Genomic DNA, 16,600 nt, shown 5'->3' with positions numbered 1-16,600 from the left:
AAGGTGCCATGGTTGGCACCTTTTTTATGTATCCAGCTGATGAGCAGGATAGGCGATAAATTTTTCAATATCACTAGCTGGAAGTGGCTTGGCATAATAAAAGCCTTGTAGATCGTCACAGCCCTGCGCAGATAAAAGTTGCGCTTGTGCAAAAGTTTCAACACCTTCAGCAATGACTTCTAGAGATAGCTGGTGCCCCATTGCAATAATAGCCCCTGTGATTTGCTCAGACTTTGAATCGCTCAAAATATCCTCGATAAATGATTTATCAATTTTCAGGCGGTGAATCGGCAAATCCTTCAAATAGCTTAAAGAGCTGTGGCCTGTACCAAAATCATCAATACTAATACGGACGCCAAGTTGTTTTAGAGATGTCAGTACCTGTTTTGACTGCTTGATGTTGTCCATTGTCATGCTTTCTGTCACTTCAAGCTCAAGAAGTGATGGTTGAAGGTCGTATTTTTTTAGCGTTAGTTTAATCAAATCAATTAAGTCTTCAGAGTTAAACTGCTTAGCAGATAAATTGACCGCTACAGGAATTTTCAATTGCTTGTCATACCACAATTTTGCCTGCTGACATGCCGTGTCAATGACCCACCTTCCAATATCGATGATCAGGCCGGATTCTTCAGCAAGTTCAATGAAAGCCTCGGGTGATTTTAGAGAACCGTCTGGTGCTTTCATTCTTAAAAGGGCTTCAACACCTGTCATCTGTCTTGTTTTGGCGCTGATTTGCGGCTGATAATGAAGCACAAACTGCTTTCTTTGAATGGCATCTCGTAGCTCCAGTTCGCGATTGAGTCTGTCCTCACTCAATCTCTCCATAGATTCAGTAAAGAATTCATAGCGGCTTTGTTTATGTTTCTTTGATAAATACATGGCCATATCTGCTTTTCTCATCAATTCCATACCATTCTTTCCGTTTTGCGGAGAGATGGCGATTCCAATACTAATGGATGTAATGAGCTGATGGTTTTGAATGAAAAAAGGACGTTCAAATTGGCGAATGATGTTTTTCAAAAGCTGTTCAATTTTATGTGTGTTATGCTCCATGTGAGGAAAGATCATTAAAAATTCATCCCCGCCAATTCTTGCAATAAAGCCATTGTCAGGCAAACATTTGGTTAGTCTGTTTGCGGCGGCTTTCAACAGCAGATCGCCTATGTTATGACCAAGGGCATCATTAATAATTTTAAACCGATTTAAATCAAGAAAAAGAACTGCCGTTGACGTTTTTGTCTCTTCTTGAGCGGATAAAACATCATTTAAATGATTAATTCCGTGACGACGGTTCGGAAGTTCAGTTAGTGCATCATAATGTGCCATCACATGAATTTCTTTTTCAGCAATCTTCTGCTGGGTTAAATCCTTTAAAACGAGATAAATGCTGTCAAGTGTATGGTTGACGTGTACGGGTATGTATGTAACATGATAATAATAAAAACGATCTGCTGCTTTCAGTTCTGCTTCACGCGTAATTGCTTTTTTTGATTGATAAATAAAGTCTTCCCACATCTCAGTCGGCATGACGTATTGACTCACATCATCACCAATCCAGGAATTGCACATTTTCAAAATGTGTTTGCCTGGGTCATTCGCAGATATCACTTTTCGATCAACAGATAACACGATAATACCATCTATATTATGTTTGATCAGTGATTGGAACCGCTGTTCATTTTCTTTTAGCTGATCTGATTGTGACATAATCCGGTGATCAATATAGGCGCCGAAAATCATGAGTGATTGGACGATAAGTGTCATCAGGCCGATGAAAATGGACAGGCTGAATGGTGACATTTCAAGAGAACCACCCGCAGCGACCTGACCATCTGAATGAAAAAACATCGTCGAAGACGCCATGCCTGTGTAATGCATGCCCGCAACAGCACCGCCCATCATCAGTGCACCCGCTATTTTTAACAGCTGATCTCCCCGCCTTTTCTCAGAGCGATGGAGCCGGAAAAAAAGGTGTAATGAAAAGAATGAAGCGAGCGCACCAATAAAAAACGAAAGAAAAAAGAGAACAGGGTCATAGCTGATGGTGACATTCGCCATTGATTCCAATCCGAGGTAGTGCATGCTGCAAATAGCTGAGCCCATCGTGATCGAACTAATCAAAAGTCGTCTTGTAGAAAGTTGTTGCTGAATACATATTGAAAATGCAATGAAAGAACCGATAAAAGAGGCCAAAATCGATAAAATGAGTAAGGGTGTTTCATATGTGATACCAGAGCGTAGGTGAAACGCCATCATGCCAATAAAATGCATTGACCATATTCCCATCCCCATGATCATCGCACCAATGATCAACCATACTCTTTTCTTTGCGCCGCTCGACTGGATCACCCGGCTGGCTAATTGAAGAGCTGAGTAGGAGGCGACAGCGGCGACAGCGACTGACAGAAAGACAAGCCATCCGTTGTAGCTTCCTGTTAAATGTGTCATGTAAGAAAACCTCCTGTATCTAAAAACAGACATATACTTAATATATCGGATCAAGTGGCGCCTGTGTTCACTTTTCCTTTACTTAAAAAGGGCATTTAGCATTTTTTTTGAACATTTTTTATAGTAAAATCAAATTTAATGTAAAAAAACGAAGAAAAGTGAATCATTTTTGGTTTTTTATTCGTTTAATAGGTGGCACGGTACGATTTGCAAGCATAGCCTGTCAAACTGATTATGTGTGAAAGGGATTGATAAACATCGAAGATTTTATTATTTCATTAGCTGATGCCTTTAAGAATTTGTCGTACTTCGGCATCTTTCTTGCATTATGCATTGAATTTGTTCCTGCTGAAGTGGTGTTGCCTCTTGCAGGTTACTGGGTTTCAAAAGGGGACATGGCCTTCATCGGTGTTGTGGCTGCCGGTTCTATTGGCGGTGTGGCAGGCCCCTTGACCTTGTACTGGTTAGGGCGTTACGGAGGCAGACCCTTTTTAAATAAATATGGGAAGTATTTCTTTGTGAAACCTGAGTCACTTGATAAATCGGATGCCTTTTTTGAAAAACATGGCGGATTTGTTGCGTTTAGTGGCCGGTTTATTCCAGGGGTCAGAACCCTTATTTCCATTCCGTGCGGGATTGCGAAGATGAATGTGTGGGTTTTTTGCCTGTATACGTTTTTGGCGATTACGCCAATTACATTTGTATATGTGTATCTAGGATTTGTCCTTGGGGAGAACTGGCAAGAGGTTGGAACCATTTTAGAACCATATGTATTGCCGATTGGAATTGGTATGCTCTTATTGTTTGTTCTCTACGTGTGGCTGAAACGAAGAAAAAGAAAAACAGAAACACCAACGGCTTAATCAGTGGGTGAAGATGAAAAGTCACCTGTTGACAATACGGGGTCTGTTGATTATGATATAAGTAATCTAAATATTCTTAATCCCACCAAAGGGGAGTAGCGTCCGGTTTTTACCGGAAACAAAGTCGTCATTACATGGAACCTCATTCCATCGGCTTTGTTGGCATGATTTACATATCACATGTCTAGCAAGACCTTTGCCATTACAGGCAAAGGTCTTTTTTGCATTCATAAGCCTTTGTCTGTTGTGGGACAATAGATAAAAAATAAGGAGGAATGATGATGGATGCAGCAATTATTTTAGAGTACGGGTGGGTTCTTCTCGTATTGATTGGATTAGAAGGGATTTTAGCAGCTGATAATGCGCTGGTTATGGCTGTGATGGTCAAACACCTTCCTGAAAAACAAAGAAAAAAGGCATTATTTTACGGACTTGCGGGAGCATTTGTCATGCGATTTGGTTCTCTTTTTCTTATTTCGTTTTTAGTAGATGTGTGGCAAGTTCAAGCCATTGGCGCAATATATCTTCTCTATATTTCGATTCACCATATTTTAAAATCGCACGTATTTAAGAAAAAGGAAGCAGACACAAACATGAAACAAAGCGGCTTTTGGGCAACCGTCGTAAAAGTTGAGTTTGCTGACATTGCATTTGCAGTAGATTCTATTTTAGCAGCCGTTGCATTAGCTGTGACTCTGCCAGTAACAAACCTTCCACAAATTGGTGGGCTTGATGGCGGTCAATTTATTGTCATTCTATTAGGCGGTATCATTGGTCTAGTGATCATGAGGTTTGCGGCGACTGTATTTGTGAAACTGCTTAAAACGAGACCAAGCCTAGAAACAGCAGCATTTGTCATTGTTGGATGGGTTGGCGTGAAGCTGACGCTCTATACACTTTCTCATCCAGCTATTGGGGTCGTGTCCTCTCATTTCATTCATTCAACATTATGGAAAATCATTTTCTGGACGGTCCTTCTCGCAATTGCAGCATTTGGTTGGTTTTTATCAAGTCCATCAAGAAAAGGCAGCCAGCAAAACGAGGAAAAACAAGAGATGCGGCTGGAAGAGTAGGTTTTTTGAAAGAAATATCATTTCATTTTCATAACACGTATATTACAAAAAAGGGGGGGATACCCCCTTATTTCTTTGCTTTTAAACGAAACGTTGTAAAGTAGATAAAGAAATACATGTCACAATTGAGTAACAGGAAATGAATTCCTCATTTCTTCCTTTGCGCTTCCCTCATAAATTAGCTATCATAAATGAGTAATATAGGGAGAACTGAGGTGAAACCATTGCTTAGCCTTTTGTTTAAAAAGGGAAAGAAAAAGCAAACATTAGAGCAGTCGGCAATCAACATCCAACAGGGTGATACCGAGCTGCAAAATGCATTAATAGAGCAATACAAACCATTTGTCGCTAAGACGGTTTCATCCGTTTGTAAACGATATATAGATGAAAAAGATGATGAATTTAGCGTAGGCTTAATTGCCTTTAATGAAGCGATAGAAAAATACTCTGCCGAAAAAGGCAACTCACTCCTTGCATTTGCGGAGTTAATTATTAAAAGAAAAGTAATCGACTATATTCGAAAAGAAGCAAGAAACGCGCCAACGGTTCAAATGGACCTTCAAGAAAGTGAGAATGGCGAGTACTCGCAAAGCATGATTGAAGCAGAGCTTTCTGCAAATGAATATAGGCGTTTAATTGAACAAGAACATAGAAGAGAAGAGATTGAACATTTTAAAGAACGATTGAAAGTATATGGTCTTACGTTTCAAGAACTGCTTGAGCATTCACCAAAGCATGCGGATGCGAGACAAAATGCCATTAAAGTGGCCCATACACTCGTTAAGCACGATGAACTGAGAACCATTTTATTTCAGAAAAAACAATTGCCAGTCAAACAGCTGGAAAAGCTAGTGGAAGTCAGCCGCAAAACGATTGAGAGAAATAGAAAATATATTATTGCGATGGCGATCATTATGACAGGTGATTATGTGTATTTGAAAGATTACCTTAAAGGGGTGCTTAATTCATGAGAAGAGGCATTATAGTAGAGAAAAACAAAAAATATGTCACACTGCTGACCCCTGATGGACAATTTCTGCGGACAAAGTATGAACAGCAAGACTATGAAATCGGTCAAGAAGTGACGTTTCCGAATGAATCACGTCTCGAAAGAAAAAGAGCCGGTTTTTTTGACCTGCTTCGTTTACGTCCGTTAAATGCAGGAATTCTATCAATTGCAGCAATTATTGTCGTGATCTTCACTATGATGCCATCTTTCTCAAGTCAAAAAGCATATGCATATATGACGATTGACATTAACCCAAGTTTTGAGCTGAAACTCGATCACAATTATCAAGTGATCGGTGTCACTCCGCTGAATAAAGATGCGAAGCAAGTACTGGCCAGTATGAAAGATTTAGAAAAAAACGACATGACCAAAGTCGTGCAGGAAATCATCGATGATTGTGATAAAAAAGGATACGTGAACCACTCTAAAAGCATTTATATTTCAACTGTTTATGAAAACAAGCAGGATCATACATACAAAACAAACGTAAAAAGTAAAATCAGCACCATCTCGGGGGAATATCAAAAGCGCAATTATAAGCTGGAAACTGTGGAAGGTGACCTGGAAACAAGAGAAAAGGCACAAAAAGCAGGCATTTCAACAGGAACTTATATTAGAAATCAAGAAATGCAAGACAACGAACAAGAGGACGTTAAAAAAGAAGATGAAGATCCAGCAGATGACGAGGCTGTCAAAGAAGAAGAGCCGAAAAATGCTGATGAAGATCAAAAAGACGAAGACAAAAAAGAAGATATAAAGACAGACGTTAGCGATGAGATGCAGCCGGATAAAGAGGCTCCAGAAGGCGAGGACAAAGAGCAGAAGGAAGTTGAGAGGGAAGAGCAAGGAGCTGTTCAAAAGCCTCACCAAACAAGCCCTAATCATGAAAATAAAGAGAAAAAGGGAAAAGAAGAAAAGGACCGCCCTTTTGAAAAAGACAAAGAGCAAAAAAAAAATCACTCGACTGATCCTGATGAAAAAAGACATCCAAATGGCACATCACGTGGTGATGCTGAAAAGCATGTAAAAAAAACGACAGTGGTCAGAATCGTCCGTACGTCGAACGTAACAGAAATGACGTCAAACAAAAAGGGAAAAATACACCGCCTTCATACCGTGAAAACCGGGATGAGCCTACATATGAACAGTAAAAAAACGCCAGAATAGATCCGGCGTATTTCACCATGTCTTTATTTAGTTGAATGGCCCATTTGAGATTGCGCCTGCTGTACGAGTCTTTTTGTAATCTCGCCGCCAACAGAACCGTTTGAACGTGCGACTGTATCTGAACCGAGAGTCACGCCAAATTCTTGAGCGATCTCGTATTTAAATTGATCTAATGCTTGTTCTACTCCAGGAACAAGAAGTTGATTTCGATTTGCCATCACAGATTCCTCCTTTCACCTCATGTTTGTTGCGCCTTCTTATTTTGAAAAAAACAGCCTGCAATTATGCTGGCAATTGCTGCACAAAAAAGCCGAGGTGATGAAGGTCACCTCGGGCTCAGTTTTAAGCCTTTTTCAGCTGAAGCGTATTAAACATCATTTCTTGCGCTGTGCTTTGCAAGTGAGAAGTGAAAACGGAGAAAACTGTGGAACTGATAATGCCTTTAATCAATTGCCATTGCGGCTTCGTCAATTCTGTAAACTCTTCGTGGAGCTTGTCCGTCTGCTCTTCTGTCATTTCTCGTAAATTCGTTTCCTTTAATGGAAAATGTGTATGGTGATAAATAAAATCAAGGACGTGCGCATATGCTTCATAAAAACGGATGGGGCTGATAATATCATCCGTTCGATCTGTGATCGTATTAAATAAGGCAGATAAGATCATACGAATAGAATCAAAATCAAATACTGATTTTAAATCCCGGACAATTAATAAAATAACGACCTGATCAATGGAGTACTTCTTGCCAAGCTCTGGATGGCCGATCATATCTTTAATATCGCGCTTGATCCAGTTTTGAATGGCTGTCGATTTAAGAGAAGTCAGCTCACACAAGTTGCCAAGCTCAACGATTTCGTTCGTTGAAAGCCCGTGCTCTGATTTTTGCTTCCGCCGTTCGAGTTTTTCAAAAAACGAAGGGATTTTTAATTCATCATATTCATGTTCCTTATCGCTTTTTACAGATAAATTCAAAAGCTGAAGCGGAGTCAGATCTCCCTCGCCTTTTAGAGAATACAGAAGTCTCGTCATGTCAATTCTCGTTAATTTAAAAGTCACCATGTTCCACCTCATTTGTACGTCAAAAACGTGATTATTGATCTAATTCAACATCATAATCTCTTTTTAATGAAAATGCAAAATAAACTAAAATAGGACCGCTGCGTCACAATTTGTTCACTTTTTAGCGGATGCAAGTAGCGTAATCATTGAAATGACGAGGTTTGAGCCAGTATGATAAACATAGAAAACGATTCCTTTTTCCTTGCAATTTGAGACGTTTATTTTTATAATTTTATTAATAAGTTCAAATGAACTTAATATGACAGCGGAGGTTATGTATGGGTAAAAGAATATTTCTGTTTATATTAACGAACATTCTTGTTATCACTACGATTGGTATTGTCCTATCGGTTATTAGTGCAGCAACTGGTGTTGGTTCTTATATAGGAGCAGACGGAAGACTTAATATCCTTTATCTTCTTGTATTCAGTGCAGTTGTTGGTTTTGTAGGCTCGTTTATGTCACTAGCGATGTCTCGCTGGATGGCAAAAATGATGATGGGTGTGCGTGTGTTAAATCCAGAAAAGGATTCTTTAACATATGATGAGCAGCAGCTTGTTGACCGCGTTCACAGACTATCAAGAGCAGCAGGCCTTTCTAAAATGCCTGAGGTCGGTATTTACCAATCATCTGAAGTAAATGCTTTTGCGACAGGTCCTTCTAAGAGAAGATCGCTTGTTGCCGTATCAACTGGATTGCTTCATGAAATGGATGATGCAGCAGTTGAAGGGGTTATCGCTCACGAAGTCGCTCACGTAGCGAACGGTGACATGGTCACAATGACGTTACTTCAAGGAATCGTCAACACGTTTGTTGTCTTCCTTTCAAGAATTGCGGCATGGATCGCAAGCCGTTTCGTTTCACGTGAAGAGCTTGTGCCGATTGTTCACTTTATCGCTGTGATCGTCTTCCAAATTATTTTCTCTATCTTAGGAAGCCTTGTCGTATTTGCTTACTCTAGACATCGTGAATTCCATGCAGACCGCGGCGGTGCGGACCTTGCAGGAAAAGATAAAATGATTCATGCGCTTCGTTCACTAGAGGCGTATACATCAAGAATTAAAGATGATGATCAAGCAGCTGTTGCTACACTGAAAATCAGTGGTAAAAGAAAAGCTTCTCTTTTCTCAACACACCCTGATTTAAACGAAAGAATTAGAAGACTAGAAGCAAAATAAGAAAGATCAAAAGACATTCTGCGTAAGGATGTCTTTTTCTTTTTGATGAAAAAGTAAATAAAGCACAAAATACCTTTAAAATCTTCTCTCTTTTCATTAAAATGATAAAGTATTCGAAAAGAAAGATAAAAGAAGGAATAACCATGAATCCAATGAAAAAACTAATTGACCGGCTGTCGGCTTTTCAGCTGATTGCCCTTTACTATTTTCTTGCTGTGACCGTGTCGTTCATTCTACTCAGTCTGCCAGTGGCTCACCAAGAAGGAGTCAAATGGACATTTATTGATGCGCTGTTTACAGCTGTGAGTGCTGTCAGTGTCACGGGTCTGACTGTTGTCGATACGTCACAAACATTTAGTGTGACCGGGATGTGGATCCTTGCATTTGTTTTGCAAATCGGTGGTATCGGCATTATGACACTTGGTACATTCGTCTGGCTGGTTATGCGAAAAAGGATCGGCATTAAAGAAAGAAAATTAATTATGGCAGACCAAAACCAGAGCAACTTATCAGGAATTGTGAAACTCATGAAGCAGGTCTTATATTTAATCTTGCTGATTGAGTTTGTAGGCGGTCTGATTTTAAGTATGTATTTTCTAAAGTATTACGATGTGCAAGGCGCTTTTTTACACGGGTTTTTCTCTAGTATCAGTGCAACAACCAATGGAGGCTTTGATATTACAGGGAATTCGTTAATTCCTTATAAAGATGACTATTTCGTCCAATTTATCACGATGCTGCTCATCATTTTTGGCGCTATTGGCTTTCCAGTACTTGTCGAAGTAAAGGATTATTTATTCAATCAAGACCGAAAACATGCATCGTTTTCATTGTTTACGAAAATTACAACGATTACGTTTGGTCTCCTTGTTGTCGTTGGGGCAATTGGGATTTATGCACTTGAAGCCCGGTTTACTTTTCTAGGGAAGAGCTGGCATGAAATCTTGTTTTATTCTTTGTTTCAATCAACAGCTACCAGAAGTGGCGGGCTTTCGACATTAGATATTACGCAATTGACAGAGCCGACACTGTTATTTTTATGTTTGCTGATGTTTATCGGGGCATCTCCAAGCTCGGTAGGGGGCGGAATTCGGACAACTACGTTTGCCCTTAATTTACTTGCTTTGTTTCATTTTGCGAGAGGAAATAAGTCCATTAAAATCTTTAAAAGAGAGCTTCATCAAGCGGATATTAATAAATCCCTCATGGTGACGATGATGGCCTTTATTTTAGTGTTTGGTGCTACGTTTCTGTTAACTTTATCAGACCATCATACACTTCTTGAAACTTTATTTGAAGTTTGTTCTGCCTTTGGAACAACGGGACTGTCGCTCGGAATTACGTCTGACTTGTCGGTATTTGGTAAGTGTATTATTATGGTGGTCATGTTTATAGGACGGATTGGAATTCCAAGCTTCTTGTATTTAATTGGTCGCCGGGAAAGTGAAGCGAATTATCATTATCCGAAAGAGCGTGTGATCATCGGCTAACCAGCATTCCTACTGAATGCTGGTTTTTTTATTTCCATTATATAACTGGCTAAATCACAAGGGATGTTCGCAATCTATAGGTAAGAGGTGAAAGAGACGTGCTGGATGTGTTATGGAAAGCAATTGTAATGCTGCTCGTTGGTACTTTGCTGCTGAGAATAGCAGGACCTAAATCCATTAGTCAATTAACGGTTCAACAGACAGTCATCATGATTTCAATTGGATCGATTATTATCCAACCCTTCATTGAGCATAATTTACTTGAAACCATTTATGCGGCCGCCATTTTTATTGTGGCGCTTGTGATTATGGAAAAGCTGTCGATCCAATTTGATTTTTTTGAAAAGTTGGTTTCAGGGAAGTCTGTGGTGATTTTAGAGGATGGAGAAATGCTTGATCACAAGCTGAAAAAAACGCGGCTGACAAGGGACCAATTCAAAATGCGCTTAAAGCAGCAGGGCATCACAGACATCAGCAGTCTCAAAAAAGCAACGCTAGAAGCGAATGGGCAAATTGGATATGAGTTAAAGCCTGAGGAAAAACCAGTGACAGTCAAACAAATGAAAGAGCTATTTGATCAATTGAGCGAAGAACTAAACATGTTAAAAAGGAATGATGACAGATGAAAAGAAAAACAGCAAAAAATGAAGCACTCACGAATAATATGACGCCTACAGAAAGCATGGCACACGATCAAGGACAAACACAATTTGACGAGCAATCAGAAGACCGCCAGGCGAACCGAAATTCTCATCAAGGTAAACAGGGGGGAGCATCTCGTGACTAAAAAACATGTGAAAAGTAAAGACATGAAAGACCATAAAAAACCGATGAACCCCGATATCTTGGAAGAGGAATTTGGCAGCGAGCTAGGAGATATAAACAGCAGTAAATGGATTGATACTTTAATGAAGCCTAAAAAAAACGATGAATGTCACAATGAACAGAAAAACAAAAAATAAATAGAAAAAAACGATCCTCACAGGATCGTTTTTCCTATTTAATATAACTGTTTTGTCTGCCAGTAATGGTTCGCATCAGACTGGTCATTTTGAGCTCGATGACTGGTTGTGCAACAGTTTTAACAAATGTACTAGATAGGGTAAAGGTTAAGAGGACCGTAAGTAGCAATAGAATCAATACACTTGCCGTATTTAGAGCCCAATCATCAAACCAAGTCGTTCTTAAAAGCTTAATCACAAAGCCATGAAGTAAATAGACATATAGCGTTCTTGTGCCCCATTTGGTAAAGAAGAACCGGCGTGTTGGGACTAATGCAAAGAAACTAAAGGTAGCAGCAAATGCAAGTAAATACCATACCATTCGTTTCATAGCTGCAATGAGTCCTTCATCTCCAAGAGAAGCGTAAGACTGTGACCCAAATAAAAAGGAATAATCGAATTCATAAAAATAGCAAAACATGAACACGGCCATTAGTACAAGGAGTGCAGTCAGTTTCCCTTTGCTTGTTCGGATAAATTCAAAGTGCTGCTTTTTTAAATAAAAGCCAGCTAAAAACATCGGCAAAAAGACAAATGTACGAGATAGGCTGAGTGTATCGCTAATGCTGTCCACGTAACCGACAAGTAACGCCATCGATAAACTGACGATCATTGCCCAGTGGAATGGCAGTTTTGAAAAAGGAATAAGTAGTAAGTTCCAAAAGAATAAACTGATTAAAAACCATAAAGACCATTGCGGATCAATCGGATTTAAGTTAGAGATGCTTTGATCCTGTAAGAAATAATAATACACAGAATAGATGACCTGAAAAATCAAATATGGGATGATCAGCTTAACTGCGACTTTTTTCATAAAACCTGGTTTTCTAAAACCTTTGGCAAAGAAGCCAGACACCAATATAAAAGCGGGCATATGGAATGTATAAATAAATTTATATAAGTAGAGTATCCAGTCATTATCATGTATGAATGACCGTAACAAATGACCAAAAACAACTAGAAAAATCAGAAGAAATTTTGCATTATCAAAATAACTGTCTCTCGTGGACGTCATAACATCACCTTTCCTGCTTCATTTCGAACATAAACGTTCTAAGTGCACTGTTCCCTCATTTGCCCCATTTTAAAATACAAATTGGCTCATTTCGCTATTTGATGTGAAATTGTAGAGCGGTTGTAAAAGAAGCGTAAGAAAAGAGAATCGTTATACAATCGTGTCATCCAAATGAAACAAATGAAGCAAGCCTCGTGTAAAAAGTTCTCTTTTTTTATGAGTCGAATGAAGGAACAATGAAAATCTTGTAGAAATATTGTAGAGGAATGAGGCTGGAAAAGGAGTGTAAGAGAATGACTGAAACGCTCGATGGTGCGAAAAATATCAGAAAATTAGAAAAAGAAAACGAATATTTGCGAAATGAATTGATTCAGCACAAAATGCTGTTAAATAAGACGTTAGATGCCATTTTTATATTTGATCAGCACCTCAACATTATCCAAGCCAATGAAGCGACATGCAGGCTTGTCCAAACACCGAAAGAAGACCTCCTCAATAAATCCGTTCTAGATTTCCTATACGGCATCCCGAAAAACAAAATTGACTGCTCACTTGAGATTTTTTTTCGAAAAGGAACTTTAAAAAGAGAGATCTCTATTCAACTAGAAAATGGAGAGACAAAATATATTGAATTTGTAGCAGAGCACGACGTGGTGAATCAACAATATATTGTCGTCATGCGTGATATTTCTTCAAAGAAAATATTAGAGCGAGAACGTTCGATGAATGAGCAGCTGTTTAAAGATTTATTTGATCGAGCGATTGACGGTATGGTCATATTTGATCAGGATGGTTGTATGATTGACGCCAATCACTCTTTTTGCCAGAGCTTTGAACTTCAAAAAACAGATTTAACAGACCGCTACTTAAATGAATTTGTTGAAGAAGAAAATCTTCCAGCGCTCCAGCAGCTCTTAACTTCATTGAAAGAAACAGGGAAAGCAAAGGGAGAACTTCCTGTTACCCTTCAATCTGGGCAGAACAAATTATTCGAACTGACCATCACATCCAATGTGATGAGTGGTTTTTACATGTCCATCATGCGTGATATTACAGAAAAAAGATTAATGGAAGAAAAGCTGCTAAAAAGTGAAGAACGTTTTAGAGAAATATTCGAAAATGCGATGGATGCCATCATCATTTGGGCGGATGATGGAGAGATTGTCAGGGCAAATGAATCCGCCTGCCGAATTTTCGAATTACCGATGCAGCAGCTGATTGGCAAGAAACTCATGGATTTTCTAGTCAAATCTGATCGCAGATACCGGCCGACAAGAAGACGGTATATCAGGAATCTTGAAATCAGAGAAGAACTCCTCTTTAGAATGGCGAATGGCCAATTCAAAGAGCTTGAGTTCACCTCTAAGCATGCGGTATTAGAAGGGCAGCACTTAACCATTTTACGGAATGTCAGTGACAGAAAGCGAATGGAAGAGGAGCTGCGAGAAAGTGAGCTCAAATTCCGTAAAGTATTTAATGGCTCTATGGATGGCATTGTTCTTTTCGATAATCAATACCGGATTATTGATGTGAATCCTTCCGCAAGTGAACTGCTTGGCCTCAAAGATGATCACTTAACGGAAATGAACCTTTTTCATATCCTTGCGCCATATCAAATTGAAAATTTGGCGCAGCCAGCTCAGGCGATGTCATTAGACGAGATGGACAATGAAGTTCCATTTGTGCTGAACCATCCAGATCAACGTATTTTGGAGTTTTCTTTTAAACGAAATATTATTCATAACATGAATTTGGCCATCTTTAGAGATGTGACTGAACGCAAGGAATTAGAAGAGCGGGTAAGAAAATCGGATACGCTTCATGTTGTCGGAGAGCTTGCTGCTGGAATTGCCCATGAAATTAGAAATCCAATGACGGCTTTAAAAGGCTTCATTCAGCTGCTCAAAGGAAACATTGAAGGGGAGTATTCGCTCTATTTTAATGTCATCACATCAGAGCTGAAAAGAATCGAATCCATCATTACAGAATTTTTGATTTTAGCGAAACCACAGGCCATCATCTATGAAGAAAAAAATGTCGTGCAAATTGTCAAAGACACGATGGACCTTCTTCACGCACAAGCCAATCTTGGCAATGTGCAAATGCACTTAAATGTGCTGGATGATATTCCGCTCATCTACTGTGAACAAAATCAGTTAAAGCAAGTCTTTATTAACATTTTAAAAAATGCGATTGAAGTAATGCCTCAGAAAGGAAATGTTTACGTGAGCATTCAAAGGAAGGGGGAGGAGCACATTGTGATTTCTCTTCGTGATGAAGGCTGCGGCATGACAGAGGATAAACTAAAGCGTCTCGGAGAACCATTTTATACAACAAAAGAAAGAGGCACTGGACTTGGGTTAATGGTTAGTTATAAAATTATTGAAGAGCATCAAGGAACCATTGAAGTAGAGAGTGAAGAAGGGGTCGGAACAGTGTTCCATCTCACGCTTCCACTCCGGCAGCAGAAACAAGAAGGGGAGCTTTAATGTGTATTATACAGTCTATACCGCACCAATCGGGGCATTATACATACTAGAGAAAGATGGTGCCATCATTGAAGTGAAGTTTGATGATGAATCGTTTTTGGTCAAAGAACAGAGAGACCATTTTAAACAAGAAGACACGCCTGTATTAAAAGAAGCGAAAAAACAGCTGGATGAATATTTTAAGGGCGATCGGAAAGTGTTCGATCTCCCGCTCAAGCAAGCAGGCTCTCCGTTTCAAGAGCAAGTGTGGGAGGCACTTTCTACTATTCCGTATGGTGAATCAAAAAGCTATGCTGATATTGCAGAAGCGATCGGTAATCCAAAGGCTGTCAGAGCCATTGGACAAGCTAATAGACGCAATGCATTGCCAATTTTTATCCCGTGTCACCGGGTCATTGGAAAAGACAGGACTCTGACTGGCTATGCAGGGACGAAGACAGGGATGAAAGCGATCCTGTTAGAATTAGAAGGCATCCCATTTGTTCAAAAATAAATGAATTGACCTGTTCCAAATGTTTAGTGAGCGACATATCCTTTTATTAAGCTAAAAAAGTTGGTCTAGGGAAAAAGGAGGCTGCTAACATGTTATGGGGCAAAAAAGATAAAATGTACGCCGTCACATCACTATGTGTCAAAATGAACGTGTTGACAGAAGAACAGAAAAAAGAAATATTAGCAAAAACGAACGAAACAAAAAAGCGCGGTGCTCTTAAATGATAAGAACCCCGCGCTTTTGTTTGATTAAAGTGACACGCTTTCAGTAAATAGTGCATCAATCTCTTCTGTATAGTTGGAAGTGATAATGCCTTTTTCTGTAATGATCCCGGAAATGAGATGGTGAGGAGTGACATCAAAGGCAGGGTTAAATACCTGCACGTCAGGAGGCGCTATTTGGATGCCGTTTAATTCCTTTACTTCCTGCGGGTCGCGTTCTTCAATCGGAATATCTGACCCATCCTGAGTTGACACATCAAAGGTCGAAAGAGGCGCTGCCACAAAAAATGGAATTTGAAAGTGTTTAGCCAAAATAGCCAGACTTAACGTTCCAATTTTATTTGCTGTATCACCGTTTCTAGCGATTCGATCTGCACCAACAATAACGGCAGAAATTTGTTTTTCTTTCATCGTATGGGCTGCCATATTATCCGTGATAAGCGTCACATCTACGCCGCCCTGCATCAATTCCCATGTCGTCAGACGAGCGCCTTGAAGGACAGGACGTGTTTCACATGCGTAAATGTGAAGATCGAGGTTTTTCTTTTTCGCTAAATAAAAGGGTGCAAGCGCTGTTCCGTACCGGCTTGTGGCAATGGAGCCTGCGTTGCAAATGGTCATAATTCGATCACCAGATTTAAAGAGCTGAAGAGCATTTTGACCGATTTGCCGGCATGTTTCTTCATCTTCGATTTGAATTTGAATGGCTTCATGGACAAGATCAGTTTTGGCTGCATTCACCGAAGCAGCACGCTCAATGCGCTGATAAAGCCGGTCTAATGCCCAGGCAAGGTTCACAGCGGTTGGACGAGCACTGTTTAAATAATCTTTCAGGCGAGCGACTTCTCGCTTAAAGAGATCAATGTCTTCTGTATCAATCTCTTGTGCACTGAGTGCAAGCCCAAAAGCCGCTGTAATGCCAATAGCAGGTGCTCCGCGCACTTTTAGCGTCACAATGGCATCATACACATCTTCTTTTGTATATAAATGCTCAAACACGGTTTCAGCGGGTAATTTTTGCTGATTCAAAATGTTGATACGGTTTTCTTCCCATTCGACGGAACGGGGAACTTCAAATTCTTTAGACAAAACTC

At 39.7% G+C, this 16,600-nt stretch carries 17 protein-coding genes and 1 riboswitch; of the genes, 12 read left to right on the top strand and 5 right to left on the bottom strand.

What is annotated here, in order from left to right; genetic code table 11:
- Nucleotides 1–24 precede the first annotated feature (24 nt).
- Nucleotides 25–2,448 (bottom strand): bifunctional diguanylate cyclase/phosphodiesterase, encoded by a 2,424-nt coding sequence (locus N521_RS16870; RefSeq protein ID WP_035392278.1) that lies wholly within the window; start codon nt 2,446–2,448, stop codon nt 25–27.
- 248 nt (nt 2,449–2,696) lie between these two features.
- On the opposite strand from N521_RS16870, the gene N521_RS16865 reads away from it, so the two are divergent.
- The 4 genes from N521_RS16865 (at nt 2,697) to N521_RS16850 (ending at nt 6,560) form a co-directional block, all read left to right on the top strand.
- Nucleotides 2,697–3,311 carry a DedA family protein gene (locus N521_RS16865; protein ID WP_007498772.1) on the top strand — a complete coding sequence of 205 codons (615 nt, stop codon included), beginning with the start codon at nt 2,697–2,699 and terminating at the stop codon, nt 3,309–3,311.
- 78 nt (nt 3,312–3,389) lie between these two features.
- A riboswitch (yybP-ykoY riboswitch) is annotated at nt 3,390–3,560 on the top strand.
- A 32-nt stretch (nt 3,561–3,592) separates the two neighbouring features.
- On the top strand, nt 3,593–4,384 hold the full coding sequence (locus N521_RS16860; RefSeq protein WP_035392277.1) for a TerC family protein: 792 nt from the start codon (nt 3,593–3,595) through the stop codon (nt 4,382–4,384).
- Nucleotides 4,385–4,599: 215 nt separating this feature from the next.
- Nucleotides 4,600–5,355, top strand: coding sequence for an RNA polymerase sigma factor SigI (gene sigI, locus N521_RS16855; RefSeq protein ID WP_008346139.1), 756 nt, complete (start codon nt 4,600–4,602; stop codon nt 5,353–5,355).
- Nucleotides 5,352–6,560 (top strand): anti-sigma factor domain-containing protein, encoded by a 1,209-nt coding sequence (locus N521_RS16850; protein WP_231493319.1) that lies wholly within the window; start codon nt 5,352–5,354, stop codon nt 6,558–6,560. The genes sigI and N521_RS16850 overlap by 4 nt, the downstream gene beginning before the upstream one ends.
- A gap of 23 nt (nt 6,561–6,583) precedes the next feature.
- On the opposite strand, the gene N521_RS16845 is transcribed toward N521_RS16850, so the two are convergent.
- Nucleotides 6,584–6,778: an alpha/beta-type small acid-soluble spore protein gene (locus N521_RS16845; protein WP_019743080.1), complete on the bottom strand. Its 195-nt coding sequence runs from the start codon at nt 6,776–6,778 to the stop codon at nt 6,584–6,586.
- A gap of 124 nt (nt 6,779–6,902) precedes the next feature.
- Nucleotides 6,903–7,619, bottom strand: a complete 717-nt coding sequence (locus tag N521_RS16840; RefSeq protein WP_017367113.1) for a DUF1836 domain-containing protein — start codon at nt 7,617–7,619, stop codon at nt 6,903–6,905.
- Nucleotides 7,620–7,897: 278 nt separating this feature from the next.
- On the opposite strand from N521_RS16840, the gene htpX reads away from it, so the two are divergent.
- The 5 genes from htpX (at nt 7,898) to N521_RS16820 (ending at nt 11,249) form a co-directional block, all read left to right on the top strand.
- Nucleotides 7,898–8,797 carry a protease HtpX gene (gene htpX, locus N521_RS16835; protein WP_019743079.1) on the top strand — a complete coding sequence of 300 codons (900 nt, stop codon included), beginning with the start codon at nt 7,898–7,900 and terminating at the stop codon, nt 8,795–8,797.
- A gap of 143 nt (nt 8,798–8,940) precedes the next feature.
- Nucleotides 8,941–10,287, top strand: coding sequence for a TrkH family potassium uptake protein (locus N521_RS16830; RefSeq protein ID WP_007498761.1), 1,347 nt, complete (start codon nt 8,941–8,943; stop codon nt 10,285–10,287).
- Between the two features lie 98 nt (nt 10,288–10,385).
- On the top strand, nt 10,386–10,913 hold the full coding sequence (locus N521_RS16825) for a DUF421 domain-containing protein (RefSeq protein WP_019743078.1): 528 nt from the start codon (nt 10,386–10,388) through the stop codon (nt 10,911–10,913).
- On the top strand, nt 10,910–11,074 hold the full coding sequence (locus tag N521_RS19725; protein ID WP_008346124.1) for a hypothetical protein: 165 nt from the start codon (nt 10,910–10,912) through the stop codon (nt 11,072–11,074). Before N521_RS16825 ends, N521_RS19725 begins: the two co-directional genes overlap by 4 nt.
- Entirely contained in the window at nt 11,067–11,249 is a 183-nt protein-coding gene (locus N521_RS16820; RefSeq protein ID WP_035392274.1) for a hypothetical protein, read from the top strand. The genes N521_RS19725 and N521_RS16820 overlap by 8 nt, the downstream gene beginning before the upstream one ends.
- 34 nt (nt 11,250–11,283) lie before the next feature.
- Here N521_RS16820 and N521_RS16815 read toward each other — a convergent pair whose 3' ends face one another.
- A complete protein-coding gene (locus N521_RS16815; RefSeq protein WP_017367116.1) occupies nt 11,284–12,303 on the bottom strand; it encodes an acyltransferase family protein in 1,020 nt (339 codons plus the stop codon).
- 293 nt (nt 12,304–12,596) lie between these two features.
- Between N521_RS16815 and N521_RS16810 the strand changes: the two genes are divergently transcribed.
- The 3 genes from N521_RS16810 to N521_RS19925 all read left to right on the top strand — a co-directional run bounded on the left by N521_RS16810 (nt 12,597) and on the right by N521_RS19925 (nt 15,509).
- On the top strand, nt 12,597–14,792 hold the full coding sequence (locus N521_RS16810) for a PAS domain-containing sensor histidine kinase (RefSeq protein WP_035392271.1): 2,196 nt from the start codon (nt 12,597–12,599) through the stop codon (nt 14,790–14,792).
- A 1-nt stretch (nt 14,793) separates the two neighbouring features.
- The gene (locus N521_RS16805) at nt 14,794–15,285 is read left to right on the top strand and encodes a methylated-DNA--[protein]-cysteine S-methyltransferase (RefSeq protein ID WP_017359455.1); all 492 of its coding nucleotides are present in this window, start codon (nt 14,794–14,796) and stop codon (nt 15,283–15,285) included.
- 89 nt (nt 15,286–15,374) lie between these two features.
- Nucleotides 15,375–15,509 carry a hypothetical protein gene (locus N521_RS19925; protein WP_017359454.1) on the top strand — a complete coding sequence of 45 codons (135 nt, stop codon included), beginning with the start codon at nt 15,375–15,377 and terminating at the stop codon, nt 15,507–15,509.
- 24 nt (nt 15,510–15,533) lie between these two features.
- Here the strand turns inward: N521_RS19925 and mtnA are convergent, their stop codons facing one another.
- Nucleotides 15,534–16,595: an S-methyl-5-thioribose-1-phosphate isomerase gene (mtnA, locus tag N521_RS16800; protein ID WP_035392268.1), complete on the bottom strand. Its 1,062-nt coding sequence runs from the start codon at nt 16,593–16,595 to the stop codon at nt 15,534–15,536.
- Nucleotides 16,596–16,600: the final 5 nt, after the last annotated feature.

This window comes from Bacillus sp. UNC125MFCrub1.1, from assembly GCF_000701305.1.
Lineage (GTDB): Bacteria > Bacillota > Bacilli > Bacillales > Bacillaceae > Bacillus > Bacillus altitudinis.
This window is presented reverse-complemented; position numbering and strand designations above follow the sequence as displayed.